Consider the following 26,756-nt stretch of genomic DNA (forward strand, 5'->3'; position numbering starts at 1 on the left):
GTTGAAAGGTACATGGCATGACGGTCCGGTGAACAGAAAGTCCCGGCACTGAGCGGAACGGAGTGCGTCCGGTTACAGCGGGCACATGGCATACCAGCGGAGATCGAGGCGAAGAGGGCTGGACATGGAAATCTCAGGCGTCATCAGTGCCCTTGTCATCGGGATCATCATCGGTGTGCTGGGCCGACTGGTCGTTCCCGGGCGGCAGCACATCGGCATCCTGTGGACCATCGTCGTCGGCATCGCGGCGGCGTTGCTGGGCTCGGCGATCGCCGCCGGGTTCGGGGTGGCGAACACCAAGGGGCCCGACTGGATCGAGTGGTTCATTCAGATCGCCCTCGCGGCGGTGGGCGTCGCCGCGCTGGACCGGGCGCGGTTCCGTCGTTGAGGGAGCGGTCAGCTCCCGTAGCGACAAGGCGTCGTGGTGCTCAGCGCGTGGAAGCCGAGGCGTTCGAGGATCGGGCGGCTCATGGGTGAGGCGTCGACCTGGAGGTAGCGGTAGCCGTGGGCGGCGGCGACGCGCGCGCGGTGGGCGACGAGGGCACGGTAGATGCCCCGGCCCCGCCATGCCTCGACGGTGCCCCCGCCCCACAGCCCCGCGAAGCGGGTGCCGGGCACCAGTTCCATGCGGGCGGCGCTGACGGGCTCGTCACCGGCGAGCGCGACGACGGCGACGACCGTGCCCGGGTCGGCGGCGAGGCGCGCGAGGAGCCGGTGGCGCAGCCGGGTGCCGTCGGTGCCGAAGGCCTTCTCGTGGACGCCCACGACGAGGTCGACGCCGGCCGGATCGATGGCCTGGACGAAGCGGATCCCGGCGGGCGGCTCGGCGTCCAGGACGAGTCGTGCGACCTCGCCGATCAGGAGCGTCTCCTCGGGCTCGGCCCGGAATCCGGCCGCGGTGAGCCGGGCGCCGAGATCCACCGGCCGGTCGTGGCCGTAGAGCTTCCACTCGAAGTCGCGGCCGAGGCCGGTGAAGTACGCGATCTGTTCGCCGATCACCCGGTCCGCGGTCCGCGCGTCCAGGGCGGACCAGACGACGCCGTTCCAGCCCTGCGCGTCGGCGACCTGGCGGACGACCTCGCCGGTGCGCTCGACCCGGGCTCCGGGCCCGTCGGGTGCGGCGCCCTCGCGCATGTCCCGGTCGTAGAGGGCGAGCACCGTGGCGTGGTCCATGACCTCACTCCAGCATCCCCGCCCGGGCGGGGCAACGGAATAACCGGCCGCCCGGGGCGGCACCGTCCGGCCGCACCACGGACAGGTGGGCGGCGAGCCGGTCGGGATTGCGGGCCCCCGGGACGCGATGGGCGCCGGGGCACCGCCCCGGGCGGCGCTGTCCGCCGCCGCGCTCACGCCGCGACGGTCGCGGCCGGGCGCCGGTGTCTTGCCCGAGGTACGCCACGGCGGCGGTGCGGCGGTCGGCGGGCCAGGCCCGAGCCGGTCGAGCGGCGGCCGCCCCTCCGCTCCGGGTGCCCTGTCACCTCAGCCCAGTTCGAGCGTCGTGACCCCGAAGACCCGCTCCTGCGCGTGCTCGCGCACCGGCCCGGTGTACATCCGGGCGGTCTCGAACAAGGGTGTGAAGCCGGCTTCTTGGGCCAGCTCGACGCCGGCCGTGTTCGGTTCGGGCACGTCGATGGCGACCTCACGGCCGGGTACGTCGGCGGTGAGCGCGGCGAACAGCGCCCGGGCGTCGTCCGCGGTGTCGGCGAAAAGGGGGCCGATGCGCAGGGTGTCGTGGCCGGGGCGGATCACGCCGTAGCCGGTGAGGCGGTCGCCGTCGTGGCGGACGCGGACGCGGTGACCGGGGCCGGTCAGCCACTCGCCGAGGAAGCGCGGGCGGTCGGCCGGCGTGCAGGCGCTGTCGTAGGCGGTGATGGCGGCCAGGTCGGCAGGACCGGCGGGGCGCACACCCGTGGGTGAGGCGGCCTCGGCGGCGGTGCCGGTGAACCTGATGGTGCGGTGGGCGAGTTCGAAGCCGGACCGGCGGTAGTTGTCCTGCTGGGCGACGACTCCGTCCAGACCGATGGTGCGGTTGCCGGCATGGGCCAGGGCGGTCTTCCAGGTGGTGAGGCCGTGACCGTGGCCGCGCAGGTCGGGGCGGACGAGGTAGCAGCCCAGGAAGGCGTAGTCGGCGCCGTAATTCACGACGGAGATGGCCGAGACCGGCTCCCCGTCGATCCGGCCGAGGAAGAATCCCTCGGGGTCCTGGGCGAAGAAGGCGGGGCCGTCGCTGAGCCCGGGGTTCCAGCCCTCCGCCGCCGCCCATCCGCTGATCACCGGCCAGTCGGCGCGGGTGGCCTGCGTGACGACGAGGTCCTGGGGGGCCGGAGAGGTCATCGGTGCGCTCCATTCAGCGGGGTTCGGCGTGCCGCGCGGCGCTGTAGGGCGACCGCACCGCAGCATCCTCGCCGATCAACCCGGGCCGCGCCACGCGCGCATCAGCCGTTGTCTGCCGCGAACCGCCGTGCCGGACGGGCGCGTTGGACACGGATGGCAGCGCGGACGCGGGAAACGAACAGCCGAAGGGCAGGGAGAGCATGACCACCGGACGCAGCGCCCCTGCCGGGCTCTGTTTCGGCCACGTCGGTCGACGAGCCGGTTCGCGAGGAAGCGTGTCCGGCCCACGCCGACGGCCCCACCGGGCCGGCGTCCGGTGGGACCGTGGTGTGGGATTCGATCAGCGGGTTCGGCGGGGACCGAAGCGCCGGTACAGGGCCGTGCCGGTGAGCAGCAGCGCGGCGCTGCCGGCGACCGCGGGTGCCGTCAGGTCCGCCCCGGTGTGGGCGAGGGTCTCCACGGACGGCTGCGAGGCCGGGTGCGAGACGTCCTCGGGGGTGTGCGGGGCGGGATGGGCCTTGGTGGGGGCCGGCGGCGTCCGGGTCGGCGCAGGCGGCGGGGTCGTGGGCTGGCCGGGCAGGCTGGGCTGGCTCGGCACGCTGGGCACGCTGGGCACGCTGGGCACGCTGGGCACGCTGGGCACGCTGGGCACGCTGGGCACGCTGGGCACGCTGGGCTGGTCAACCGAGTTGTTCACGGAGTGGTTGCCGAAGACCGGGTTGCCCACGCCGACCACGTCGACGCTGTTGCCGCTGGCGTTCACCGGCAGATGGACGGGGAGTTGAACGTCATTGCCAGAAATCACACCGGGCGAATTCGTCGCGCTGCCCTGCGCCGAAGCACCGCCGCCGGACGTGGCCGAACCGGCCCCACCACCGTTCGCGCACCCGTTGCCGAACGCGGGGTTGAGCAGCCCCACCACGTCAACGGTGTTGCCGCACACGTTCACCGGGGCGTGCACCGGGAGCTGGACGGTGTTGCCAGAGAGCACACCTGGCGAATTCGTCGCGCTGCCCCGCGCCGAAGCACCGCCGCCGGACGTGGCCGAACCGGCCCCACCACCGTTCGCGCACCCGTTGCCGAACGCGGGGTTGAGCAGCCCCACCACGTCAACGGTGTTGCCGCACACGTTCACCGGGACGTGCACCGGGAGCTGGACGGTGTTGCCAGAGAGCACACCGGGTGAGCCGGCCGCCGCTCCGTCGGCGATGGCCCCGTCGGCCGCATAGGCCGCGGACACCGGCATGGCCACGGCCATGGCACCGGAAGCTGCGACGACGGCGAACACACCGTTTCGGGTAGCCCGTCTCATAGGTTTCCTGCCTTCCAAACATCGTCGCGGGCACTCACCCGCATCCGCTACAACGCACGCGAATCGTCCAAGTTATGGCTAATTCCTCTTTCACCCCATCGGGCGACATGTTTCTTCGAAACACATGTGCATCATCGAATGATGATTTATCGCACCGGAAGGGGGCGAAGAGGAGATCATCGGATGCGGGTCCGCTCGCCCGGAGGCGGCCCGCACGCGGCCCGCTTATGGTGAGCGAGGGCGCTGCCCCGGTCCGCAGCGGGTGGGCCCCGGGAGGCGATCGATGCTGGCCAAGCTGACCACACGGCCCGCCGTGCGGCGCTGCGCGGGCGCCGGAGCCCTCACCCTGGCGCTGCTCGGCGCCGGGCTGCCCGCGGCGGCCGCCGACCCGCCGCAGCCCGACCTGTCGCGCTTCTACCGGCAGAAGGTGTCCTGGGGGGCCTGCGGCGACCCGGACACGCCCAAGGATCTCCAGTGCGGGAAGGTGACCGTCCCGCTCGACTACGCGCACCCCGGCAAGGGGACCCTCGACCTGGCGCTGGCCCGCTACCGCGCGACCGGCAGGTCCAGCGGCTCGGTGCTGCTGAACTTCGGTGGTCCCGGCGGGCAGGGCATCCGCGAACTCACGTCGGGTGGGAAAGCGTTCATGGAGCTGACCAACGGGTACGACGTGGTCACCTTCGACCCTCGCGGCGTCGGCCGGTCCTCCCCCGTCAGCTGCGGTGAGGGCGGCGGCCGGCTCGCACCGGTGACGGGCGAGAGCCTCGACCTCAGCCGCCCCCAGGCCCTGCTGAAGCGGTTGCGGCAGGCCGCCGACGAGTGCGCCAGGCACGCCGGCGCGGTCCTGCCGCACATAGGCACTGTGAACGCCGCCCGCGACATGGACGTCATACGCCAGGCCCTCGGCGACAAGAAGCTCAACTACCTCGGCTTCTCCTACGGCACGCGGCTCGGTGCGGTGTACGCGGCACAGTTCCCGCACAAGGTGGGCCGGCTGGTCCTGGACGGCGTGGACACCCTGACCGAGTCGCTGTCGGAGCAGGGGGTGGCGGGCGCCGAGGGGCAGCAGACGGCACTGGACGACTTCCTGGACTGGTGTACGACCGACATCGCCTGTCCGTTCGGGCAGGACCGGCGCGCGGCCGGGGGCCAGGTCGTCCGGCTGGTGCGCTCGCTCGACGAGAACCCGGTGCCCACGGACTTCGGCGGCGCCTTCTCCGGGCAGAACCTGGTGGGCGCCATCGGGCAGGCCCTCTACAGCAAGGACCTGTGGCCCACCCTGGAGCGGGCGCTGGGCGCGTTGGTGGACGACGGCGACACCCGGGGCGTGCTCAGCCTCGTCTCCGGCGGCGGCTTCGCCGTGCCCGTACGGCAGGAGGGGCACGGCACGGGCCACGACCGGCAGAGGAAGGGCGGCGGGCTGGTGGACGCCCAGGACGTCCCGACGGACAACCTGCCGACCGCGCTGATGGCGATCGACTGCGCGGACGACCCCGACCGGCCGAGCGACGCGCAGATCACCAAGGACCTCAAGGACCTGCGGGCCGCCTACGAGCAGGCGTCACCGGTCTTCGGCCGCTTCCGGCTCACCCAGGTGCTGATGTGCTACGGCCGCCCCAAGGGCACGAACTACATCCGTGACCAGGTCAAGAACGTCCCTTCGGCCAGGATGCTGCTGGTCGGCACGCGTGGCGACCCGGCCACGCCGTACCGCTGGACCGTGGAGACGGCCGAACGGCTCGGCTCGTCGGCCGTGGTGCTCGACAACAAGGGCGAGGGACACACCGGTTACTCGTCGTCCACGTGCGTGCACCGGAAGGTCAACGACTTCCTGCTGTACGGCTCCCTGCCGGCGAGCGGCAGCTCCTGCCCGGCGGACGGGAAGGACTGGAGATCCACCACGAACACCACCCATTGACGACATAGGTAGTGCAAGCGGGTGAAAGGCCCGAATCCGGAACAACCTCCCGGCCGTCCCGGAGGTCACACAGGGCAGGCGCGCCTCGGCCCGCCGTACCCGTAGGTGACCGCGACAGGGGAAACCGCCATGCGCATCCGCGCCGCCATCGCCGTACCCGCCGTCTCCGCCGCAGTCGCGGCCCTGCTGCTCACCGCGCCGCAGAGCCATGCGGCTCAGGCGCACGCCAAGCCCGCACGCTGCACGGAGAACGCCCTGACGATCCGGGCCAAGGCGGCCCCTGCCGATCCTTCCGTGGTACGTGTCGAGGTGACCAACCGGACCGCCCGCACCTGTGCCGTCGACCGCGTCCCCACGGTCACCTTCGGCGACCTGGACGGGGCCGCACTGCCGGTACCGGAGGGCGGCAGCGGGACGTACCCGCTCGGGGCGGGAAAGACCGCCTACGCGGCCGTGCGCACCATCGCCGACCCGGCGGACCCCGAGGCCCGCCGGGTGGGCGCGATCACGGTGGCCGCGTCCGCCTCCCAGTGGGGCCGCTCCTTCACCGCCGCCCGGCTCGGCACCGGGAGCGAGGTCAGGGTGTGGGAGCCGGTGACGACGTGGTGGCGGCCGACGGCGGCGGCCGCGGACCGGGCGCTCGGGCTCAGCCGAGGGTCAGCTCCGGGGAATAGAGGTCCAGCCACTGGGCCAGGTCCAGGGTGCGCTCCAGGCCGCGCCGGGCGACCTGGGTGCTGACGGGGGCGTCGCGCTCGGCGGCCTCCCGGACCCGCTCCCGGTCGACCAGGTCGAAGACGGTGTGGGAGGGCCGGGCCAGGAGGTCCTTGGCCTGGTCCTGCAGGGCACGGGCGTACCGGGGGTCCTGGGTGGACGGGTACGGGCTCTTCACCCGCTCGTACACCGACCGCGGCAGGACGTCCGCGGTGGCCTCCCTGAGCAGGCTCTTCTCCCGGCCGTCGAAGGACTTCAGCGACCAGGGCGTGTTGTAGACGTACTCCACGAGCCGGTGGTCGCAGAACGGCACCCGGACCTCGAGGCCGACGGCCATGCTCATCCGGTCCTTGCGGTCGAGCAGGGCACGGACGAAGCGGGTCAGGTGCAGGTGGCAGATCTGCCGCATCCGGTACTCGAAGTCGCTCTCGCCGTCCAGGCGGTGGATGCCGCGGATCGCGGTGCGGTAGCCGTCGGCGACGTATCCCTCCAGGTCCAGGGTCTTGGCCAGGTCGGGACGCAGCACGTCGGTGTCGTCGCCGAAGTGGCGGCCGAAGCGCACCAGCCAGGGGAAGGTGTCGGCGCGGCGGGCCTCCTCGTCGAAGAACTGCAGGTAGCCGCCGAAGACCTCGTCGGCGGACTCGCCGGACAGGGCGACCGTGGACTGGTCGCGGATGGCACGGAAGAGAAGCAGCAGCGAGGTGTCCATGTCGCCGAAGCCGGCCGGCAGGTCCCGGGCGCGGATCACCCGTTCGCGTACGGCGGGGTCGGCGAGGGACTGGGAGTCGAGGACGATGTCCTGGTGGTCGGTGCGGGCGAGCTCCGCCACGTCGTGCACGAAGGGCGTGTCCGGGGTGCCGCGCAACTCGTCGGCGACGAAGTTGTCGCTCTGGCCGACGAAGTCGACGGCGAAACTGCGGACCTTCTCGCCCTGCTCGGCGAGGTGCCGGGCGGCGAGCGCGGTCATGGCCGAGGAGTCGAGACCGCCGGAGAGAAGGGTGCAGCGCGGGACGTCGGAGACCAGCTGGCGGCGCACGATGTCGTCGAGGAGCGAGCGGACGGTGGCGATGGTGGTGTCGCGGTCGTCGGTGTGCGGCCGGGTCTCCAGCCGCCAGTAGACACGGGTGGCCGGGCCCGAGCGGTCGACCGTGACGACGGTGCCCGGCTCGACCTCGCGCATGCCGTCCCACACGGCGTGTCCGGGCGTCTTGACCATGGTGAACAGCTCGCGCAGGCCGTCCAGGCCGACGCGGGGCCGGGCCAGCGGGTTGGCGAGGATCGCCTTGGGCTCGGAGCCGAAGAGGACGCCGTCCGGGGTCGGACGGTAGTAGAACGGCTTGACGCCCATACGGTCGCGGATCATCACGAGCCGGTCGTGGCGGCCGTCCCAGACGGCGAAGGCGTACATGCCGTTCAGCCGCTCGGCCACGGCGTCGCCCCATTCCAGGTAGCCGTGGAGCACGACCTCGGTGTCGGAGTCGGTCGTGAACCGGTGACCGCGGTCGGCGAGTTCCCGGCGGAGTTCGGTGAAGTTGTACGTCTCCCCGGAGTAGACGAGGGCGACGGCTCCCTCGTGGGTGCGGACGGACATCGGCTGGCGGCCGCCGGGGAGGTCGATGATGGCGAGCCGGCGGTGGCCGAGGGCGGCAGGGCCCTCCGTCCACGTCCCCCGGTCGTCCGGGCCGCGGCAGGCCATCGTCTCGGTCATCGCATGCAATGCGTCGGCCTCGGTGGCCAGGTCGCGGTCGAAGGAGACCCATCCGGTGATGCCGCACATACGCTGCCTCCCGCCTCCGGCCGACGGCCGGCCCCGCGCTCACCTGTGTGTTCCCGGGTACGCAGAAGACGGCCGCCGAACCAGTTGTATCGAGCACCTATATGACGAGCGTCCGTCAGCCAGGGGCGGCGGTCAACGCGGCCGTCGCCCGGACGGCCTGCGCTCCCCCGGGGTTTCGGCCGGGTTTTGCCTGCGCGACATCGACGGAACGCGGTGGCACCGGGCCGGGGCGGCAGGAACCGGCCACGGGCAAAAACTTCCCCAAACAGCTCCTGGGTCAGGCCTTCGCGGTCAGAAACCAGTCCAGCGCCGCGGTGAGTTCGGCCGGCTTCTCCACCGGCAGTTCATGGCCCGCGTCGATGATGCGGACCACCGCGTCCGGGTAGGCCTTCGCCATGCGCAGCATCTGCCGCACCGGAAGCTGGACGTCGTGGTAGCCGTGCACCATCAGGGTGGGCGTGCGGATCTCGCCGACCCGGTCCAGCACGTCGAAGGCCCGCATGGCGCCGTAGAGCGTCATGACGACCTCGCGCGGGGTGCCGGCGGAGGAGCGGATGTGCTCCCGGATCTCCTCACGCGGGTGACCGGGGGCGAAGGCACGCTGGATGTTGGTCGCGACGAACAGCTTGTACGGCACCAGGGTGGAGGCCGCCATGAGCAGGCCCCGGCCCCGGCTGTAGGTCATCCGGCCGATGGAGTTGACCAGCACCATCCGCTCCACCCGCTCGGGGTGGGAGAGGGCGATGGTCTGGGAGATCATCCCGCCCATGGAGTGGCCGACCAGCACGAACCGCTCGACCTTCAGGTGATCGAGGAGGGCGAGGACGTCCGTCGCCAGCTCCGCGATCGTGCGCACCCCGGCCCCCGTGCTCTCCCCGTGCCCGCGCAGGTCCAGCCGGATCACCCGCCGGCCGGCGGAGAAGTGCGCCAGCTGGTGGTCCCAGCGGTGCCGGTTCGCGGTCCAGCCGTGGACGAACACCAGCGGTACGTCCGTGCCGTCACGGGGGCCCTCGTCGTCGTACGTCAGTACGGCTCCGTCGACGTCGAGCTGCGGCATGGGGGCCTCCTGGGGTGCGGTCCTGTTACTGACCGGTACGGTAACGGGCCGCACGGCCCTCCGTCACCGGCGTTCGACGATCAATTCTCAGTGGCGTGCGCCGAGGAATTCGAGGATGTGCCCGAAGACGTCCAGGGCGGCGCCCCGTCCCAGGAAGGTGTCCAGGTGGCCGTAGCCCGGGATCTCGGTGTAGGAGACGTCCAGCTGCGGCTGTCGGCGGGCCAGCACGTCGTGGCAGAGCCGCTGCGAGTCCAGCCACAGCCCGTTCTCGCTGCCCGCGAGCAGCAGGACGGGGGTGTCGATGCGGTCGGCGGCGTCCAGCGCGTTGGGCGGCAGCGCCCGGTAGCGGTGGTCCGTGTCGTGCCAGCGGACGACGCTGCGGGCCAGCTCGATCCGGCGCAGGTGGGGCAGGATCCACAGCGGGGCGGGGCCGAGAAGTTCGGCGAGCCGGTCGTGGGTGGTCCCGTCCAGGTTCTCGTGGACGAAGAGCGAAGCGCCTGTGCCCCAGGCCGAGTTGTGCAGGATCTGGCAGGTCGGATCGGGACAGCCGGCCCCCCGCGAGGCCAGTGCGAACAGCGGGGTGTACTTCGACCACAGGCCGACCCTGCGGAAGTCGACCGGGATGTGGTCGATGCGGGTCTTCAGCAACTCCCCCGCCACGGACATCCGCAACGAGGTCCGGCCCGCCAGCTTGGGGGTCAGGAAGACCCCCTGGGAGACCACGCCCGCCAGCCCCGGCACCAGTCCGGCCGCCAGGCTCATCGAAAGGGTGAGGGATCCGATGCAGTGGGCCACGACGAACAGCGGGCGCTCGCCGATCCGCTCACGTATGCGGGCGACGGCCTCCGGGATGTCGTACAGGGCCACGTCGTCGTAGGTGTACCGGCGGCCCGTCTCGTTGTACGGCAGCCTCCGGCTGCCCCGCCAGTCCAGCAGCCAGGGCTCGTAGCCGTCGTCGAGCAGGACGTCGACGAGATTGCGGGTCTCGGGCAGCAGGAACATGTCGGCGGAGGCGGTGTGCCCGTGCAGGAGCAGTACGGCGGGCCGGGTCGGGTCGCCGGTGCCGACGCGGGTCAGGCCGAGGCGGACGCCGTCGCTCGTGCGGAACGGGATCTCCTCGACGCGGGCCGGATCGAGACGGTGGCGCAGGGGGCGGAGGGCCGGGGCGGTGCGGACCGTGCGGAGCGCCGGCCGGGCCGTCCTGGAACGGGTGGTCCTGAAGATCATCGGTTGGGCTCCGTGAGGGTGGGGGTGCGGCGCAGGTCGAGCAGGTCCGCGGCGGCCCGGGCGAAGGGGGCGAGCAGTCCGCGGCCCATCTCCACACCGAACCAGGCGAGCCAGGTCAGCTTGGCGGCCCGCTTCTCCTGACCGGTCAGGCGCGGGTCGACCCGGATGCCGTCGATCTGGTCGCGGACGTAGGAGTCGGCGGGTACGACGACCTCGCCGAGCAGACTCGCGGCCTCGCCGTCGCGACCGATCTCCACGGTGAGGGCACGGGTCTGCCGCCACAGGTCCCGCCGGGCCCGCGCGTACTTGCGGCCCTCGAGCCACCACAGACCGCCGTCCGCGTCACGCAGCTTCAGCCGGTAGCGCAGGAGTTGGTGGCGCAGTCCGTGCTGCTGCGGGATGCCCTCCTCGGGGCGGACCCAGACGTCACCGCGTTCCACCGTCAGCGGCTCGGGGTGGATCGCCGGGCAGGTCACCTCGCCGGTGACGTCCACCCGGCGCTCCTTCACCAGCTGGTACATGCTCGCGATGGACAGGGTCAGCGCCATCGAGCAGGGGGTCTCGGCAGCGGCGCCGACCGGACCCACGGTGCCCTCGGTCGTCTCCGAGAACCACAGGTAGGGCTGGTCGTCCTTGTGCGGGAGCCGGGCGAGGCCGTCGGCGGCGAGCTTCTCGAAGGTCCTCAGCTGGGCCTGGGCGTCGTAGCGGGCGGCGGGCGCGAGGCCGAGGGCGGCGACCAGGGCGTCGGTGCGTTCGGCGACGGCGGCGGGGCCTTTCAGGGTGGCCTCGCACAGCTTCAGCGCGGTGGGGCTCTGCAGTACCCGGGCGAGGAAGGCGAGTTCGGGCACCGGCTCGGCTTCGAGGCGGGCCAGCGTGTCGGCACGCCACTCGTCCCAGTCCTGGACGCGTACGTGCATGCCGCCGAGAGCCATGTCCCGCAGGACGTCGTCGAGGGTGTTGGGCACGCCGGTGAGGTTGTAGTCGAAGCCCCAGGCGTCGGGTTCGCAGACCGCGGCGACCGCGACCCGGCTGACCCAGTCCACGGGTGCCGCGTTGAGATGGCGGAACGCCGGTACGGTGCGGAAGCGGCCGAAGGCGGAGATCAGGCCGCTGCTGAGGTCCAGCGGGTTGTGGGCGCCGGTCCTGGTGTGGCCGCCGATGCCGCCGGGGCGCAGTGCGGTGACGACGAGTCCGTGGTCGCGGGCGCGACGCAGGGCGACCTCGGCGGCCCACTTGGACTGGTCGTAGCCGGAGATCAGCCGGTCGACGTGGGCGAGGGGGTCGTCCTCTCCCATGGAGGTGATGCCGATCTCGTTGAACACGGCTATGGACGAGATGTGGTGCAGCGGTTTGGGGCGGCCGGTGGCGGCCAGTTCGGCAAGGGTGAGCGTGCCGAGGACGTTGCCGGCGCGCAGCGACTGGTAGCCGCGCAGGAAGTCCACGGCGGCCGCCACGCCGACGATGCTGTCGAGTTCGTGGGCGAGGGTGTGCCACTGCTCGTCGGTGAGACCGAGGCGTGGGCGGCGGATGTCGCCGGGCAGCACGGTGATGCGCCGGCGCACCTCCGAGGACCACGGCAGCTGGTAGCTCCGCAGCTGGGTACCGAGCCGTGCGGTCGCGGTCGCCTGGTCGGCCGCGCGGACCAGGCAGTACACGTGGGCGTCGCTGTGCCGCAGCAGGTCGAGCAGCATGTGACTGCCGAGGAAGCCGGTCGCGCCGGTCAGCAGGATGCGGCGCGGCGGCAGCGGTTCGGGTACGTCGGTGAAGGGGAGCCGGTCGGCGAGGGCGAGATCGGCGAGGATCTGGTCGAGGTCCTCCTGACGGGCCCTGGAGTGGGGGGCGCCGACGCGGTACGGGGTGCCGAAGACGGCGGGTGGGGTGCCGGGGGCCGGGACGGGGAGGGTGCCGGGAGCGGGAACGGGGGACGCGAGGGACGCTGACGCGGGCACGGACTCCGCACCCGGGGAGACGGTCGGCCCGGCCGAGGCCGGCGCGTCCGCGGTGACCGCCGGTGCGGCCGGGGATCCCTCGGAGGCGGAGTGCGCCGGTGCCGCCGGGTCCCCGACGAGCGGCAGCCACCGCCGGGCCAGGCTGACCGGCCGGGCGTCCGCGAAGACCTCGTCGAGGTCGACCTCTATGCCCAGTTCGCCCTCCAGTTCGGCGGCCAGCTCGACCGCGTCGACGGACGTGCCACCCGCGTCGAAGAAGTCGGCGTCGGGCGCCAGCCGGCCGGAGGGCAGGTGGCGGCCGGCCGCTGCGGCGATGGTGGCCGTCAGGCCGTCCAGGTCGGGCGCCGCCGGCTGGTCGGGCTGGGGCACGGTCGCCGCCGCCCGCACCCTGGCCAGCAGGTCGTCCACGCCGAGTCCGCCGCCGCCCCGTTCGATCGACTCGGCGGTCGCCCGCCGGCCGGCGGTCGCCGGTTCCTCGTTCACGTCACGCATGAGAGCCCTTCGCGTTGTGCTTGGTCTTGTTCCTCACTGCTGCTCCCAGGAGCGGAACGCCCGCAGGTGGTCGGGCGTGGCCACGACGTCCAGCCGTTCGTCGTCCGGGTCGCCGCCGCCGAGCGCGGCCAGCAGCCGGCGGGCGGGTGCGTTGCGCGGGGTGCGCTCCGCGGTGAGCCGGACCTTGGCACAGCCCAGTTGCTCGGCCCGGTCGGCGAGCCAGGCGAGCAGGCGTTCCTCGACGCCCCGGCCGAGGGCACGGCAGCTCATCAGCCAGGCGTGGACGTCGAGTTGGTCGCCGTCGGCGCCGACCGCGAGCAGCGCGATCTGGCCGTAGTCGCCGAACCGGTCCCGGGCCGCCGCCGTCCACACCTCGCCCTGCTCGCGCCACCGGGCCAGGTCGCCGCCGTCGGCGGATCGGGCGCGCAGGGTGAACTGATTGGTGCGGCGGACGAGTTGCTCGCCGCGTTCGACGTCCGCACCCGCCAGCTCGCGGATGTCGACCTCGAGGTTCAGCTCGGCGAGGAACTCCTCGAACCCGGCGCCCTCGCGGACGGCGTCCCGCTCGCGTTCCTGTGCGTAGAAGCCGGCCCGCAGGGCGTCCTCGGCGGTCGCCGCGGCCGGAACCAGGGGCCACAACCGGCCCAGGAACGCGTCGAGTCCGGTGACCGCAGGGCAGGTCACGGACAGCACCTCGGGGAGCGCCGCGCGCATCCTGGCGATCTCGGCCGGGTTGTCGTCCAGGAACAGGAAGGTGTCCAGGCCCAGGTTGAGGGTCCGGGCGGCTTCGGCGAGTCGGCCCGGCTTGGGGCCCCAGGCGGCGGAGAGCACGCTGAAGTGCTCGGGTTTCAGCAGGCTGTCGGGACGGTCGAGGACGGCCCGGACCGTGGTCTCGTCGTTGTTGCTGACCAGTGCCAGCAGCGCACCCGCCGCCCGCCACTGGAGCAGCCTGCGGGCCAGCAGGGCGCGGGGGCCGGTGAGATCCACCGCGTCCGGGCCGATCTCACCGGCCACTCCGCCCCACAGGGTCTCGTCTCCGTCGACGGCGATCACCTTGGGCGCGGGGCGCCGTACGGCCCGTACCGTCTCGGCCAGGCGCAGCGCGACGGCCGCCTGGAACGCCGGGGTGAAGGGCAGGTGGGCGAGCCGCTCGGTGCGCTCGTCGAAGGGGTCCTCGACGGTGCGGTGCCGGGTCCACTCGTCGGGGCCGAGCACGGCGATGCCGGGCAGTGCGGCCAGGTCGGCGGCGACTGCGCGCTCCCAGTCGAGGAAGCGGTCCTGGGCCCGGGCGGTCGGCAGGACGCCGACGACGAGTGGCCTGCGGGTGCGTTCGGCGAGGGACTTCAGCGCGGCCGGGTAGGCGCCGCGCAGTTCGGTGAGGGTCGTGTCGTCCACCGGCCCGAAGCGCTCCAGGTCGGCGGCGCGCAGCAGGACGACTGCCACGGCGGTGGCCGGGTCGGCGAGGACGCCGGACGGGTCCTGGAGCGCGGCGAGCACTTGGTGGTACGGCGCCTCGGCGGCGGTCGCCCGCTCGTCCTCCAGCGCCGCCTCGCACATCAGTGGCAGGTTTCCGAGGGCGAAGGTGGCGGCGAGGGCGAGACGGGGACCGTCGACGGGAGTCGCGGGCGTCGTAGGCACACGCCCCACCGCGTCCCCGGCAGCAGCCACCGGCCTCGCAGACCCACGTCCCGCCGCGTCCCCGGCAGCAGTCACGGGGGTCGTGCGCACGCGTCCGGTCGCGTCCTCGGCCGTCTCCGCGAGCAGCCGCAGGAACTCCTCCCCGAGGTCGGTCGCGGTGTCCGCGTCCAGGATGTCGAGGTTGTGGTCGAGCCGGACGGTGCCCGCGTCCGGGGTCATGGTGACCATCAGGTCCAGGTCGGTGTGGCCGACCCCGGCGGGCAGCACGTCCAGCTGCTTCAACTCCCCGGAGAAACGGACGTAGTTGAAGTACACCTCGACGAGCGGTGCATTGGGGCGGTGCAGGCCCTGCCGGGCGAGCGTGGCGAGGACGTCGGAGAACATGGCGCCCTTCGCCAGGATCTGCCGCAGGCGCTGGTCGGTGCGCACCAGCACGTCCGCGACCCGCTCGCCCGCCGCCGCCTGCGCCGGGAAGGGCACGGGAACACCGAAGAAGCCCACCGCGCCGTACGCGTCGGCGTGGATGCGGGTGTCCACGGGCACGGCGAGCACGAACCGCTCCCGTTCCCGCTTCCTGGCCAGCAGCACCGTGAGGGCGCCGAGGCAGAACGCGGCGGGGGTCACGGCCAGAGCGCTCGCGGCGGCCGAGATCCGCTGCGTGAGCCCGTCGGGGAGGGTCACGGTGACGCTTCCGGACCGGTAGGAACGGGTCGGCGGGCGCGGGCGGGCGAGGGTCAGGTCGAGCCGTTCGCTGCCCTCGAAGGCCGCGCGCCAGTCGTCGCCGGGGCCGTCGCCGCCGCCTTGCTGGGCCTCGATCAGCAGGTCGATGTCCCGGTTGGTGAGGGTGTCGTCCAGCAGGGTGCCGGACAGTTCGGCGTCGATCTCCGCGGCCACGAGGAGCAGGGACTGCAGGTCGCTGACCGCGTGGTGGGCGCCGAACACGAGGACCTGGCCCCGCGGGTCCCCGTCGGCGAGTTCGAACCGCCACAGCGGCGGGACGGCCAGGTCGAACGCCGGCTCCAGCAGCAGCCGCAGCCGCTCGGCGGCGTCCGCCTCCATGACTTCGGTCCAGCGCAGCAGCGGCGCGGGCGGCTGCCGGTCCACCCGCAGCTGCCGGCCCCCCTCGGCGCCGGTGACGACGGCCGTGCGCAGGGCCGCGTGCCGGGCGGCGAGCCGGTCGAGGATGCCGGTGAGGGCTTCCCGGGTGGTCGCGGTGGTGAGTCGTACGGCCAGGCCGACGCCGTGGGCCGCGTCGGGCATGTCGGGCTGGGCGCTGCGCAGGAGTCGTACGACATCGCGGGTCGCCGGCCGCAGTTCGGTCTCCGGAACGTCCTGCGCGGGTCCGCTCCCGGCCCGCTCGGCCGGTGCGGCGCGCTCGGGCAGTGCCTCGGCGAGGGCGCGGGCCAGGCCGCGGATGTCGGCGGCGGAGAACACGTCGGAGGCCGGCAGCTCCACGCCCAGCTCGCGGGCGAAGGCGTTGCGCAGCCGGACCAGCATCAGCGAGTCCAGGCCGAGTTCCTTCAGGGCCGTGGTGGCGAACACGTCCACGGCTCCGCCGGAGACCTCGCCGACCCGGGCCCGCACATAGGTCTCGAGCCACTCGGCGCGCTCCTGCGCGGTGGCGGCCGCGAACACCTTCTTCACCAGGTCGTCGGTGTCCGTGCCGCCGGCCGGGGCGGTCACCAGGTCGGCGAGCAGCGGGCGGCTGCGCACCGCGTCCGGGTCGAGGGCGAGCAGGTCCCGGTCGAGGGCGATCGGGGCGAGCTGGCGACGGGCGGTGGTCAGCACCCGTTCGAACAGCTCGCCGCCGTCCTGCGGGGAGAAGGCGACCAGTCCCGAGCGGCTGGTCTCTGCGGCGCGGGTGCCGGACCCGGCGACCATGCCGACGCCCGACCAGGCCCCCCAGTCCAGACTGAGCGCCCGTCGGCCGGTCCTGGAGAGGTGGTGCGCCCACGCGTCGAGGAAGGCGTTCGCCGCCGAGTACGGGCTCTGGCCCGCCGAGCCCAGCAGACCGGCCGCCGAGGCGAACAGGACCAGGTTCCCGGCCTCTGGCACCAGTTCGGTGAGCAGGGCGGTGCCGAGCACCTTGGGTGCGAGGACGCGCCGGACGCGCTCCTCGGTGAGGTTCGCCAGGGTGGCGTCGTCGAGGACACCGGCGGCGTGGACCACGGTGGTGACGGGACCGGCCGCGTGGCGCAGGGCGTCCAGGGCGGCGGAGAGTCCGGCGCGGTCGGCGACGTCGGCGCGGGCGAGGTGCACGGTGACCCCGCGCTGCTCGAGGTCCCGGATCCAGGCGGTGGCGGCCGCGTCGGGGGTGCCGCGGCTCAGCAGGGCGAGCCGCCGGGCGCCCCGGCGCACCAGCCGCTCGGCGACGACACGGCCGAGGCCGCCCAGACCGCCGGTGATCAGGTGCACGCCGTCCGGCTGCTCGGGGTGGCCCGCGTCGTCGGGCCGGGTACGGGCCAGGCGCGGGACGAGGCGGCCGCTGCCGCGCAGCGCGAGGAGACGTTCGTCGTCCGCGTGCCACAACTGCGTCCACAGTTGCTCGGTGCCGCCGTCGGTGGGCAGGTCGATCAGTGTGGTGGCGAGTTCCGGGTGTTCCTGGGCCACGGCGAGTCCGAAGCCCCAGGCGAGCGCCTGCTGCGGATGCGTCACCGCCGTGCTGTCACCGGCGGCCTGGCTGCCGCGTACGACGACGAACAGGCGCGGTGCCCGCCCCTGCGGCCGCCGGCGCTCGGCGAGGGCCCGGACCAGGTGCAGCGTGGTCAGGCAGCAGAGCCGGGCGGCTTCCTCGGCGCTGACGGCGTCGGAGACCGGCGGGGCGTCGAGCGCGGTCAGCTGGACCACCCGCTCGGGCGGCGCGTGCGTGAAGGCGTCGTCCAGCAGGCGCGCCCACTGGGCCGGGTCGGCCGGGTCGAGGACGTAGCGACCGGGGCCGTCGGCGCCGTACTCCGTGCCCCGGCGGGCGACGACGTGCGGGGCACAGTCGCCCAGGCGGCGGGCGATTTCGTCGGCCACCCCCGTTTCGTCGGCGACGATCAGCCAGCCGGCCCCGGCCGGCGGTTCCTGCGCTTCGGGGCGGGGCTGCCAGTGGGTCTCGAAGAGGGCGCCGTCCAGCGGGGAGAGCGCGGCCAGCCGGAACTCGTCGGCGGCCAGGACGAGTTGGCCGTCGTCGTCCCACAGGCGCAGGTCGAGGACGGCCGTGTCGCCGTCCAGGTCGCGCAGGTCGCAGCTCACCCAGGCGGGTGGGGTGCGCAGACCGGTGAACCGCACGCGGTGGGCGCCGGCCGGCACGAACGCCCTGCCCTCCGGGGCGGCCGCGGGCAGCGCGGCCGTGTGGAAGGCGGCGTCGAGCGTGGCGGGGTGCAGGAGGTGACCGGCGGCGGGCCTGGCCGCCAGGCGGCCCACCGCTGTGGTGCCGCCGTTCCGGTGGCCGTCCTCCAGGCCCCGGAAGGCGGGGCCGTAGTCGATGCCGAGGGCGGCGAGACCGGCGTAGACGGCGGGCAGATCGACCCGTTCGGTGCACGGCTCACGCAGGTCCGCGAGCCCCGGGCCCTGGTCCGGGGCGGGCTCCTGCGTGAGGGCGAGGCGCCCGGTCACGTGCCGTTCCCACCGGCGCTCACCGGCGGGGGCCGAGGCGATGGAGAAGTCCCGTGAGCCGTCCTCGGCGGGCCGCAGCACGAGCTGCAGCCGTACGGGCCGGTCGGCGTCCAGTCGCAACGGCTGGAGGAACCGGACGTCGGCCAGCTGCACCTCGTCGCCGTCCGAGAGCGTGGTCGCGGCCTCCAGCACCATGTCGAGGAAGGCGGCGCCCGGCAGCCACACCTCGCCCGTGACCTTGTGGTCGGTCAGGTAGGCGAAGCGGCTGTCGTTCAGGTCGATCTCGCTCTGGAAGAGGTCCCGGCCGGGCTCGTCGCTGGCCTGCACATGGGTGCCGAGCAGCGGGGAGCCGCCGGTGGAGGTGGCCTGGACGGGGGTGAGCCAGTGGCGTTCGCGGGCGAAGGCGTAGGTGGGGAGGTCGGTGCGGCGGCCGCGCGGGAAGAGCGCCGTCCAGTCGGGCGTGTGTCCAGCCGTGTACAACTCCCCCAGTCTGCCGAGGAGTACGTCGTGCCCGTCCCGGCCGCGGCGCAGCGAGCCGACCCCGACCGCGTCGATCCCGGCCTCGGCGGCGACCGCCTCGATCGCCGGGGTGAGCGAGGGGTGCGGGCTGAGTTCCACGAAGTAGCGGTAGCCGTCGTCCAGCATCCGGGTGACGGTGTCCGCGAAGCGGACCGGGCTGCGCAGGTTCGCGAACCAGTAGGCGGCGTCCAGGCTGTCCCCGGGGACCGGTTCGGCGCGCACCGACGAGTAGAGCGGAGTGGATGTGCGGGTGCCCCGGATGCCGGAGAAGCGGTCCAGGAGTTCCGCGCGCAGGGGCTCCATGAGCGGGGTGTGCGAGGCGAACGGCGTCGACAGGACGCGGCTGGGTGTGCCGCGCTCCTCCAGGTGCCGGCGCAGTGCGGTGAGCGCCTCGGCGTCGCCGGAGACGGCCGTGGCGCCGGGACTGTTGACGGCTCCGACGAACAGCCGGCCGGCCCAGGGCTCCAGGAGGTCCTCGACGTCCGCGAGCGGCAGTTCCACGGCGAGCATGCCGCCGTGCCCGACGAGCGGGACGACCGCGGCTGCCCGCGCGGTGACGGCGGTCACGGCCTCGTCCAGGGTGAGGGCGCCCGCGCTGTAGGCGGCGGCGATCTCGCCCAGGCTGTGGCCGACGACCGCGTCCGGGGTGACGCCGAGTTCCCGCCAGGCGGCGGCCAGGGCCGCGTTGACCGCGAAGAGCACCGGCTGGAGGTATTCGGTGCGGTCGAGGGGGGAGAACTCCTCGGGTGCGCGGAGCACGTTGAGCACCGACCAGCCGGCCAGCCGCTCGACGGCGGCGTCGATCCGGGTCAGCTCCGCCCGGAAGGCCTCCGACCGCGACAGCAGCTCCAGTCCCATGCCGGTCCACTGGCCGCCGTGTCCGGCGAACACGAAGGCGACCTTGCCGGTCTGGTCCTCGCGGGGTGCGGGCAGGGGCTTGCGTCCGCCGCTCAACGCCTTGAGCGAGGAGAGCAGTTCGTCGCGGTCGCCCGCGACGACCGAGGTGCGCCACTCGAAGTGGCTGCGGTGCCGGGCCAGGGTGTGGGCGACGTCCGAGAGGGCGGTGTCGGCGGTGACGTACCGGGCGAGCCGGGACGCCTGTCCGCGCAGTCCGGCCTCGCTGCGTGCGGAGAGCGTGAACAGCCGCTTGCCGTCAGGGAGTTCCATGTCCTTGGCGGGTCTGGCCGGGGCCTCCTCCACGACGACGTGGGCGTTGGTCCCGCTGATGCCGAAGGCGCTGACCCCCGCGCGGCGCACCCGCTCCCCCGTCGACGGCCAGGCGACCGGTTCCACGAGCAGCCGGAGCCCGCTGCCGTCCCACTCGACATGACGGCTCGGTGTGCCGGCGTGCAGGGTGCGCGGCAGGGTCTGGTGGCGCAGCGACTGCACGACCTTGATCAGTCCGGCGACGCCCGAAGCTGCTTGCGCATGGCCGATGTTGGACTTCAGCGAGCCCAGGAGGAGCGGGCGGTCCGGGGGGCGGGAGCCGGCGAAGACCTCGGCCAGGGCGTTGGCCTCGATCGGGTCGCCGAGGGTGGTGCCGGTGCCGTGGGCCTCGACGTAGTCGATGTCGGCGGGTGTCAGTCCGGACCGCTCCAGCGCGCGGCGGACCACCTGCTCCTGGGCCGGGCCGTTGGGCGCGGACAGGCCCTGGCTGCGGCCGTCCTGGTTGACGGCCGTACCGCGCAGCACGGCCAGCACCTCGTCGCCGTCCCGTTCGGCGTCGCCGAGCCGCTTGAGGACGAGCATGCCGGCGCCCTCGGCCCAGATCGCGCCGTCGGCGTCGTCGGAGAAGGAGCGGCAGCGGCCGGTCGGGGACAGGCCGCGCAGCCGGCTGAACTCGACGAAGGTCTGCGGGGTCACCATCAGCGTCACCCCGCCGGCCAGGGCCAGGTCGCACTCCCCCGCGCGCAGGGCCTGGGCCGCCAGATGTGTCGCGACGAGGGAGGACGAGCAGGCCGTGTCCACGGTCAGCGCCGGACCGTGCAGGCCGAGCGCGTAGGCCAGCCGGCCGGAGGCGACGCTGAGCGCCGAGCCGGTGCCGACGTAGCCGTCGAGCTGGTCGAGTCGGGAACCTGCCAGGTAGTCGCTGCCGAACATGCCGACGTAGACGCCGGTGGTGCTGCCCGCCAGCCGGGCCGGCACGATCCCCGCGCGCTCCAGGGCCTCCCAGGCGGTCTCCAGCAGCAGGCGCTGCTGGGGGTCCATGGCGGCGGCCTCCCTCGGGGTGATGCCGAAGAAGCCCGCGTCGAAGGACTCGATGTCGTCCAGGAAGCCGCCCTCGCGGGCGTAGGACTTGCCGAGGGCGTCCGGGTCGGGGTCGTACAGGGCCTCCACGTCCCAGCGTCCGGCCGGGAACGGGCCGACCGCGTCCCGGCCCTCGGCGACCAGCCGCCACAGGCCGTCCGGGTCGGTGACTCCGCCGGGCAGCCGGCAGGCCATGGCCACGATGGCGATCGGCTCGTCGGGGGCGGGGGCGGTCGGGTGAGCGGACCGCACCGTGCGTGAGGTGCGGCCCAGCACGCCGGTCAGCAGGTACGCGGCCAGCCGGTCGGCGGTGGGGTGGTCGAAGAGGAGGGTGGCGGGCAGGCGCGTGCCGAGGCGGGCGCCGATGCGGTTGCGCAGTTCGACGGCGGTGACGGAGTCCATGCCGAGGTCGCGCAGCGGCTGGTCGGCACGTACCGACTCTGCCGAGCGCAGGCCGAGGGCGCGGGAGGCCTCGTCGCGGACCAGGGCCAGGACGCGCTCGGCCCGCTCGGACTCGGGCAGCCGGGCCAGGCGGTCGGCCAGGGCGTCCCCCGCGTCCGCGGTGCTGCGCGGCGGCGGCAGCAGCGAGCGCCACAGGGCGCCCCCGGTGGCGTCCGAGGCGCGCAGACGGGGCAGGTCGAGGGCCCAGGCGACCAGGTGCGGGGCGCCTCGCCGCAGGGCCAGCGCCACCAGGTCGCGGCCCTGGTCCGGGGTGAGGGCGCGGTGGCCGAGCCGGGCCATGCGGTCCAGGTCGGCGTGGGCCGCGGCGAGGCCCTCACCGGCCCAGGCGCCGAAGGAGACGGAGACACCGGGCAGGCCCAGGGCGCGCCGGCGGTGGGCGAGTTGGTCCAGGAGGGCGTTGGCGGCCGCGTAATTGCCCTGGCCGGCATTGCCCACGACACCGGCGGCCGACGACACGAGCAGGAACAGGTCCAGCGGCGCGTCGGCGGTGAGCCGGTGCAGGTGGAGGGCTCCGTCGACCTTGGGGCGCAGCACCCGCGCCAGCCGCTCGGGCGTCAGCTGGGCCGTCACGCCGTCGTCCAGGATCCCGGCGCAGTGCACGACACCGCGCAGGGGCGACTCCTCGCCGGCGCGGGCGATCACGCCGGCCACGGCTGCGGGGTCGGTGACGTCGCACGCGACGACCTCGGCCGCGGCGCCGAGCGCGGCCAGCTCCGTGACCGTCTCGGCGGCTCTGGGGTCGTCGGGGCCCCTGCGGGCCGTCAGCAGGAGGCGGGGAACGCCTTGTTCGGCGAGCAGGCGGGCGATGTGCCGTCCGACGGCCCCCAGGCCGCCGGTGATCAGGACGGTTCCGTCCGTGGGGAAGGCCGGGTGCGGCGGGCCGGCATCCTCCGCGGCACGGGAGGTGGTCGCCGGGCGGGCGCGCACCAATCGGGGTGCGAACAACTTCCCGCCGCGGAAGGCCAGTTCGGGCTCGTCGGCCAGACCGGCGGCCGCTCCGAGCGCCGTCACGAGGTCGCCGTCGACAAGGTCGGGACCGAGGTCGGCGTCCAGGTCGAGCAGGGTCAGCCCGAGATCCGGGTGTTCGGCACGGGCACTGCGGACCAGGCCCCACAGCACCGACTGGGCGTATCCGGGTACCGGGTCGCCGTCGGAGGCGGCGACGGCGCCGCGGGTCACCCACAGGGTGCGCGTGGGCGCCTGCTCCTCGCACAGCGCGATGAGGTGCTGCAGCTCGGCGAGCGCGGCGGCCGCCGCCTCGTGCGCCGCACGGGCCGGCTCCTCCTCCGCCGCCGGGCGCGGCCAGAACCGTACGACGATGTCGGCGCCCGGCTCACGGCGGTCCAGGCCGCGCAGCGCGGCCTCGACCCGCGGGTCGGCACCGTCGCCGGACACGGCCCAGGTGGCGTCCGGTGCCGTCGCCGGCTCCTCGGTGACCTCCGCCCAGGCCACCTCGTACAGATGCCGCGCGTTCTCCGAGCCGGCGTCGAGGTCGGCCGGGTCGACGGCACGCAGGCGTACGTGCTCCAGACGTCCGGCGGGCAGGCCGTCGGCGTCCCACAGAGCGACGTCCAGGGTGAGGTCCGTGCCCGAGCCTCCGGTGCGCCGCACCTGCGCGGTCAGCCGGTCCGTGCCGCCGGGCGGCAGGACCGAGCGGCCCACGGCGACGGGGAGCAGGGCACGCCCGTCGGCCGGTCCGAGAGCGGCGGCCACATGGAGGGCGGCGTCCAGCAGGGCCGGGTGCACCGGGTACGGGTCGGCCACGTCACGGGCGGTGGAGGGCAGACGGAGGCGGGCGAGGAGTTCTCCGTCGCCGGTCGTGACCGCCGACCGTACGGCCTGGAAGGCGGGCCCGTAGCCGAGGCCGAGGGCTGCCAGACGGTCGTACGTCTGCGCGGTCCACGCCTCTTCGGCGGTGTCCGGCCACTGTGGGGGGCGGCCTGCGGTGAGCGCGGTCGGCTCGGCGGCCGAGGCGGTGGCGTGCAGGGTCCAGCCGGGGGCGTCCTGGCCGCGCGGGCGGCTGTGCACGGTGATCTCGGGTACGGGACCGGCGGTGACGACCTCGACGGAGACCTCGACCGTTCCGGACCCGGGCAGGACGAGGGGGTTGAGCAGGAGCAGGTCGGTGACGTCGGCCGCGGCGTCCGGGCGGGCCACGGCGAGCGCGGCACGGCACAGCTCCATCAGGGTGGTGCCGGAGACCACGGTGCGGCCGAACACGGTGTGGTCGGCCAGCCAGTCCGCGGTGGCCGGGGACCACTCGTTGCGGAAGGTCCAGCGGGTATCGTCGGCGGACTGCAGTTGGATGCCGAGCAGCGGATGGGCGGCGCGGTCGAACAGGGCGGGGCCGCCGGCCGCGGTCTCCGGTTCGGTCCAGTGGCGCCGCGGGTCCCAGGCGTAGGTCGGCAGGTCGGCGATGTCACCGTCCGGGACCAGGCGGCGCCAGTCGATCCGCCGTCCGTGGACGTGGAGTTCGGCGGCGCCCCGGTCCAGGCAGGCCGAGCCGTCCTCGTCTCGGCGCAGCGAGCCGACGGCGGTCAGGTCGTGGCCGGTGTCCTCGCCGACGGTGCGCAGTGCGGTGAGCAGGGAGGGATGAGGACTCAGCTCGACGAAGTGACGGTACCCGTCGGCGAGCATGCGCTCGACGGTGGGCGCGAAGCGGACGGTCTCGCGCAGGTTGGTGTACCAGTAGTCGGCCGCGAGCTCCTCGGTGACCGGTTCGCCGGTGACCGTGGAGTACCAGGCGACGTCCGTCGGGTAGGTGGTGACGCCGTCGAGGTCCTCGAGGATCAGTGCGCGGATCGGCTCGACCTGGGCGCTGTGGGAGGCGTAGTCGACGTCGAGGCGGCGGACGAACACCTGGCGCGCTTCGAGACCGGTGAGCAGGTCCTCGAGCGGTTCGACGGCACCGGCGACGACGGTGGCCCGGCCGCTGTTGACGGCGGCGACCGAGACGTGTCCGGCCAGGCCGTCGAGTGCGGCGAGCACCTCGGTGTGGGGCAGCGCGATCACGGCCATGGTGCCGGTGCCGGACAGGCCGGTCAGCGCCTGGCTGCGCAGGGCGACCACGGCGGCCGCGTCGTTGAGGCTGAGCGCGCCGGCCACGCAGGCCGCGGCGACCTCGCCCTGGCTGTGTCCGATGACGGCGTCCGGGCGGACGCCCCGGGCCCGCCACACGGCGGCCAGCGACACCATCACGGCGAACAGGGCGGGCTGGACTACGTCCACCCGGTCGAGGGACGGGGCGCCGTCCTCGCCCCGCAGCACGGCCGCCACGGACCACTCGGTGAACGGGCGCAGGGCGGCGTCGCAGCGGTCCAGCTCGTCGGCGAACACGGGGTCCCGGTCGAGCAGGTCGCGGGCCATCCCGGCCCACTGGCTGCCCTGTCCGGGGAAGACGAAGGCCAGCTTTCCGGCGGGGGTGCCCTGCCGGGGGCCTGCGGTGAGGTCCGGGTCGGGGTGCCCGTCGGCGAGGGTGCGCAGGGCGTCGAGGAGCTGGGTGCGGTCGGACGTCTGGACGACGGCCCGGTGGTCGAAGTGGGTGCGGTGGTGGGCGAGGGTGGCGGCCACCGCGGGGAGCGGCAGCTCCGGGCGTGCTTCGAGGGCACCGAGCAGGCGGGCGGCCTGGCCGTGGAGCGACGGGAGGCTGCGGGCGGAGAGGGGGAAGAGGGTGGGGCGGGGGGCGGTCGGCTCCGCGGGGCTGGACTCGTTCGAGGGCTCCGGGGCCTCCTCCAGGACCACGTGGGCGTTGGTCCCGCTGATCCCGAACGCGCTGATTCCCGCCCGGCGCACCCTGTCCTCGGTGCGCGGCCAGGCCTGCCCGGCGCTCTGCACGCGCAGCCCGCTGCCGGTCCAGTCGATGTGGTCGGTCAGGTGCTCGGCGTGCAGGGACGCCGGCATGTGTGCGTGGCCGAGGGCGAGGACCGTCTTGATGACTCCGCCGATGCCCGCGGCCGCCTGGGTGTGGCCGATGTTGGACTTCAGGGAGCCGATGCCGAGGGGGCGGTCGGCCGGGCGGTCCGGGCCGAACACGTTGGCCAGGGCCCGTAGTTCGATGGGGTCGCCGAGCCGGGTTCCGGTGCCGTGGGCCTCCACGTGGTCGAGGTCGTGGGGAGTGAGTCCGGCCGCGTCCAGGGCGGCGCGCAGCACCCGCTCCTGAGCCGGGCCGTTGGGAGCGCTGAGGCCCTGGCTGCGGCCGTCCTGGTTGATCGCCGAGCCCTTGACGACGGCCAGGATCCGGTCGCCGTCCCGGCGCGCGTCCGCGAGCCGCTTCAGCAGCACGAGACCGCAGCCCTCGGCCCATACGACACCGTCCGCGTCGGCGGAGAAGGGGCTGCACCGCCCGGACGGGGACAGCCCGCGCAGCCGGCTGAACTCCACGTGCCCGCGCGGGGTTACCAGCAGCGTGGCGCCGCCCGCCAGGGCCAGGTCGCACTCCCCGCTCACCAGGGCCCGTGCCGCAAGGTGCAGGGCGACCAGCGAGGACGAGCAGGCGGTGTCGACGGTCACCGCCGGACCCTCGAGGCCGAGGGTGTAGGCGATGCGTCCGGAGGCCACGCTGGCCGCCGAGCCGGTGCCGACGTGCCCGTCGAGCTGCCCGAGCGAGGCGGAGGCCAGGTAACCGCTGTCGTACAGGCCGAGATAGACGCCGGTGGAGCTGCCGTTCAGGGACTCCGGAAGGATTCCGGCGCGTTCGACGGCCTCCCAGGTGGTCTGCAGGAGCAGCCGCTGCTGGGGGTCCATGGCGGCGGCCTCGCGCGGGGAGATGCCGAAGAAGGCCGCGTCGAAGCGGTCGATGCCGCCGTCGAGGAAGCCGCCGCGCAGGGTGTAGGCCTTGCCGGTGGCCTCGGGGTCGGGGTCGTACAGGCCGTTGGTGTCCCAACGGCCCGCCGGTACCTCGGAGATGGCGTCCTCACCGGTGGCCAGCAGCCGCCACAGGGCCTCGGGACCGTCGGCACCGCCGGGAAAGCGGCACGCCATGGAGATGATCGCCACGTCGTCGCCGGGGCCGCTGCGGTCCACGGCCGTGGCCGGCGCAGGGGTGGGGGTCGGCACCTGTCCGAAGACGGAAGGGTTCGGGGTCGGCACCTCTTCGAAGACGGCCTCTGCGACGGCGGCGATCGTGGGGTGGTTGAAGACGAGGGATGGTTCCAGCGGGCGGCCGGTCAGCGTGCCGAGTTCGGCGACCAGGGCGACCAACCGGCGGGATCCGAGGCCGAATTCGGCGAGCGGCCGGTTCGGGTCGACATGCGCCGGCTCGGTTCCGGCCGCCTCGGCGACGGCCGATGCCAGCCAGGCCCGGACGCCCTCGGAGGTCGTCAGGGACGGCTCGGGGGTCTGCTTCGGGGACTCGTTCGCAGGCATCTGGGCAGGTGTCCTCGTGAACTCGGGCTCTGGCTGGATTCCGTACCGGACGGCGGGCGGTGCGGTACGGCGAAGGGGCGGCGTACGGCCGGCGGGGAAGGCCGAAGGACCGCGACCGGGGCCTGCGGCGCCGAAGGGCGCGCCGGAGG

The 26,756-nt window shown here is 74.0% G+C and carries 11 protein-coding genes; 3 read left to right on the forward strand and 8 right to left on the reverse strand.

Annotated features, from left to right (window positions below; all coding sequences use genetic code 11):
* Positions 1-124: 124 nt before the first annotated feature.
* Positions 125-388, forward strand: coding sequence for a GlsB/YeaQ/YmgE family stress response membrane protein (locus ACFZDC_RS14110; protein ID WP_391323508.1), 264 nt, complete (start codon positions 125-127; stop codon positions 386-388).
* Positions 389-396: 8 nt separating this feature from the next.
* Here ACFZDC_RS14110 and ACFZDC_RS14115 read toward each other — a convergent pair whose 3' ends face one another.
* The 3 genes from ACFZDC_RS14115 to ACFZDC_RS14125 form a co-directional block, all read right to left on the reverse strand.
* Positions 397-1,173: a GNAT family N-acetyltransferase gene (locus ACFZDC_RS14115; protein WP_391323510.1), complete on the reverse strand. Its 777-nt coding sequence runs from the start codon at positions 1,171-1,173 to the stop codon at positions 397-399.
* A 306-nt stretch (positions 1,174-1,479) separates the two neighbouring features.
* The gene (locus ACFZDC_RS14120) at positions 1,480-2,334 is read right to left on the reverse strand and encodes a GNAT family N-acetyltransferase (RefSeq protein ID WP_391323512.1); all 855 of its coding nucleotides are present in this window, start codon (positions 2,332-2,334) and stop codon (positions 1,480-1,482) included.
* 340 nt (positions 2,335-2,674) lie between these two features.
* The gene (locus ACFZDC_RS14125; protein WP_391323514.1) at positions 2,675-3,622 is read right to left on the reverse strand and encodes a chaplin family protein; all 948 of its coding nucleotides are present in this window, start codon (positions 3,620-3,622) and stop codon (positions 2,675-2,677) included.
* A gap of 307 nt (positions 3,623-3,929) precedes the next feature.
* On the opposite strand from ACFZDC_RS14125, the gene ACFZDC_RS14130 reads away from it, so the two are divergent.
* Both ACFZDC_RS14130 and ACFZDC_RS14135 read left to right on the forward strand, forming a co-directional pair.
* A complete protein-coding gene (locus tag ACFZDC_RS14130) occupies positions 3,930-5,564 on the forward strand; it encodes an alpha/beta fold hydrolase (RefSeq protein ID WP_391323516.1) in 1,635 nt (544 codons plus the stop codon).
* Between the two features lie 129 nt (positions 5,565-5,693).
* Positions 5,694-6,302 (forward strand): DUF4232 domain-containing protein, encoded by a 609-nt coding sequence (locus ACFZDC_RS14135; RefSeq protein ID WP_391323518.1) that lies wholly within the window; start codon positions 5,694-5,696, stop codon positions 6,300-6,302.
* On the opposite strand, the gene asnB is transcribed toward ACFZDC_RS14135, so the two are convergent.
* From asnB to ACFZDC_RS14160, 5 genes are all read right to left on the reverse strand, one after another.
* Positions 6,211-8,052 carry an asparagine synthase (glutamine-hydrolyzing) gene (asnB, locus tag ACFZDC_RS14140; protein WP_391323520.1) on the reverse strand — a complete coding sequence of 614 codons (1,842 nt, stop codon included), beginning with the start codon at positions 8,050-8,052 and terminating at the stop codon, positions 6,211-6,213. The genes ACFZDC_RS14135 and asnB overlap by 92 nt on opposite strands.
* A 277-nt stretch (positions 8,053-8,329) precedes the next feature.
* Entirely contained in the window at positions 8,330-9,109 is a 780-nt protein-coding gene (locus ACFZDC_RS14145; protein ID WP_391323522.1) for an alpha/beta fold hydrolase, read from the reverse strand.
* Between the two features lie 87 nt (positions 9,110-9,196).
* On the reverse strand, positions 9,197-10,336 hold the full coding sequence (locus tag ACFZDC_RS14150; protein WP_391323524.1) for an alpha/beta fold hydrolase: 1,140 nt from the start codon (positions 10,334-10,336) through the stop codon (positions 9,197-9,199).
* Positions 10,333-12,777, reverse strand: coding sequence for a thioester reductase domain-containing protein (locus tag ACFZDC_RS14155; protein WP_391323526.1), 2,445 nt, complete (start codon positions 12,775-12,777; stop codon positions 10,333-10,335). Before ACFZDC_RS14155 ends, ACFZDC_RS14150 begins: the two co-directional genes overlap by 4 nt.
* Positions 12,778-12,810: 33 nt before the next feature.
* The gene (locus tag ACFZDC_RS14160; RefSeq protein WP_391323528.1) at positions 12,811-26,607 is read right to left on the reverse strand and encodes an SDR family NAD(P)-dependent oxidoreductase; all 13,797 of its coding nucleotides are present in this window, start codon (positions 26,605-26,607) and stop codon (positions 12,811-12,813) included.
* Between the last annotated feature and the right edge of the window lie 149 nt (positions 26,608-26,756).

Source organism: Streptomyces sp. NPDC007905 (assembly GCF_042959345.1).
Taxonomy (GTDB): Bacteria; Actinomycetota; Actinomycetes; order Streptomycetales; family Streptomycetaceae; genus Streptomyces.

Excerpts from the sequence above, each read along its gene's own strand:
- asnB (WP_391323520.1), bottom strand. The coding sequence starts at position 8,052 with ATGTGCGGCATCACCGGATGGGTCTCCTTCGACCGCGACCTGGCCACC.
- ACFZDC_RS14135 (WP_391323518.1), top strand. The coding sequence starts at position 5,694 with ATGCGCATCCGCGCCGCCATCGCCGTACCCGCCGTCTCCGCCGCAGTC.
- ACFZDC_RS14110 (WP_391323508.1), top strand. The coding sequence starts at position 125 with ATGGAAATCTCAGGCGTCATCAGTGCCCTTGTCATCGGGATCATCATC.
- ACFZDC_RS14160 (WP_391323528.1), bottom strand. The coding sequence starts at position 26,607 with ATGCCTGCGAACGAGTCCCCGAAGCAGACCCCCGAGCCGTCCCTGACG.
- ACFZDC_RS14115 (WP_391323510.1), bottom strand. The coding sequence starts at position 1,173 with ATGGACCACGCCACGGTGCTCGCCCTCTACGACCGGGACATGCGCGAG.
- ACFZDC_RS14120 (WP_391323512.1), bottom strand. The coding sequence starts at position 2,334 with ATGACCTCTCCGGCCCCCCAGGACCTCGTCGTCACGCAGGCCACCCGC.
- ACFZDC_RS14145 (WP_391323522.1), bottom strand. The coding sequence starts at position 9,109 with ATGCCGCAGCTCGACGTCGACGGAGCCGTACTGACGTACGACGACGAG.
- ACFZDC_RS14155 (WP_391323526.1), bottom strand. The coding sequence starts at position 12,777 with ATGCGTGACGTGAACGAGGAACCGGCGACCGCCGGCCGGCGGGCGACC.
- ACFZDC_RS14130 (WP_391323516.1), top strand. The coding sequence starts at position 3,930 with ATGCTGGCCAAGCTGACCACACGGCCCGCCGTGCGGCGCTGCGCGGGC.
- ACFZDC_RS14150 (WP_391323524.1), bottom strand. The coding sequence starts at position 10,336 with ATGATCTTCAGGACCACCCGTTCCAGGACGGCCCGGCCGGCGCTCCGC.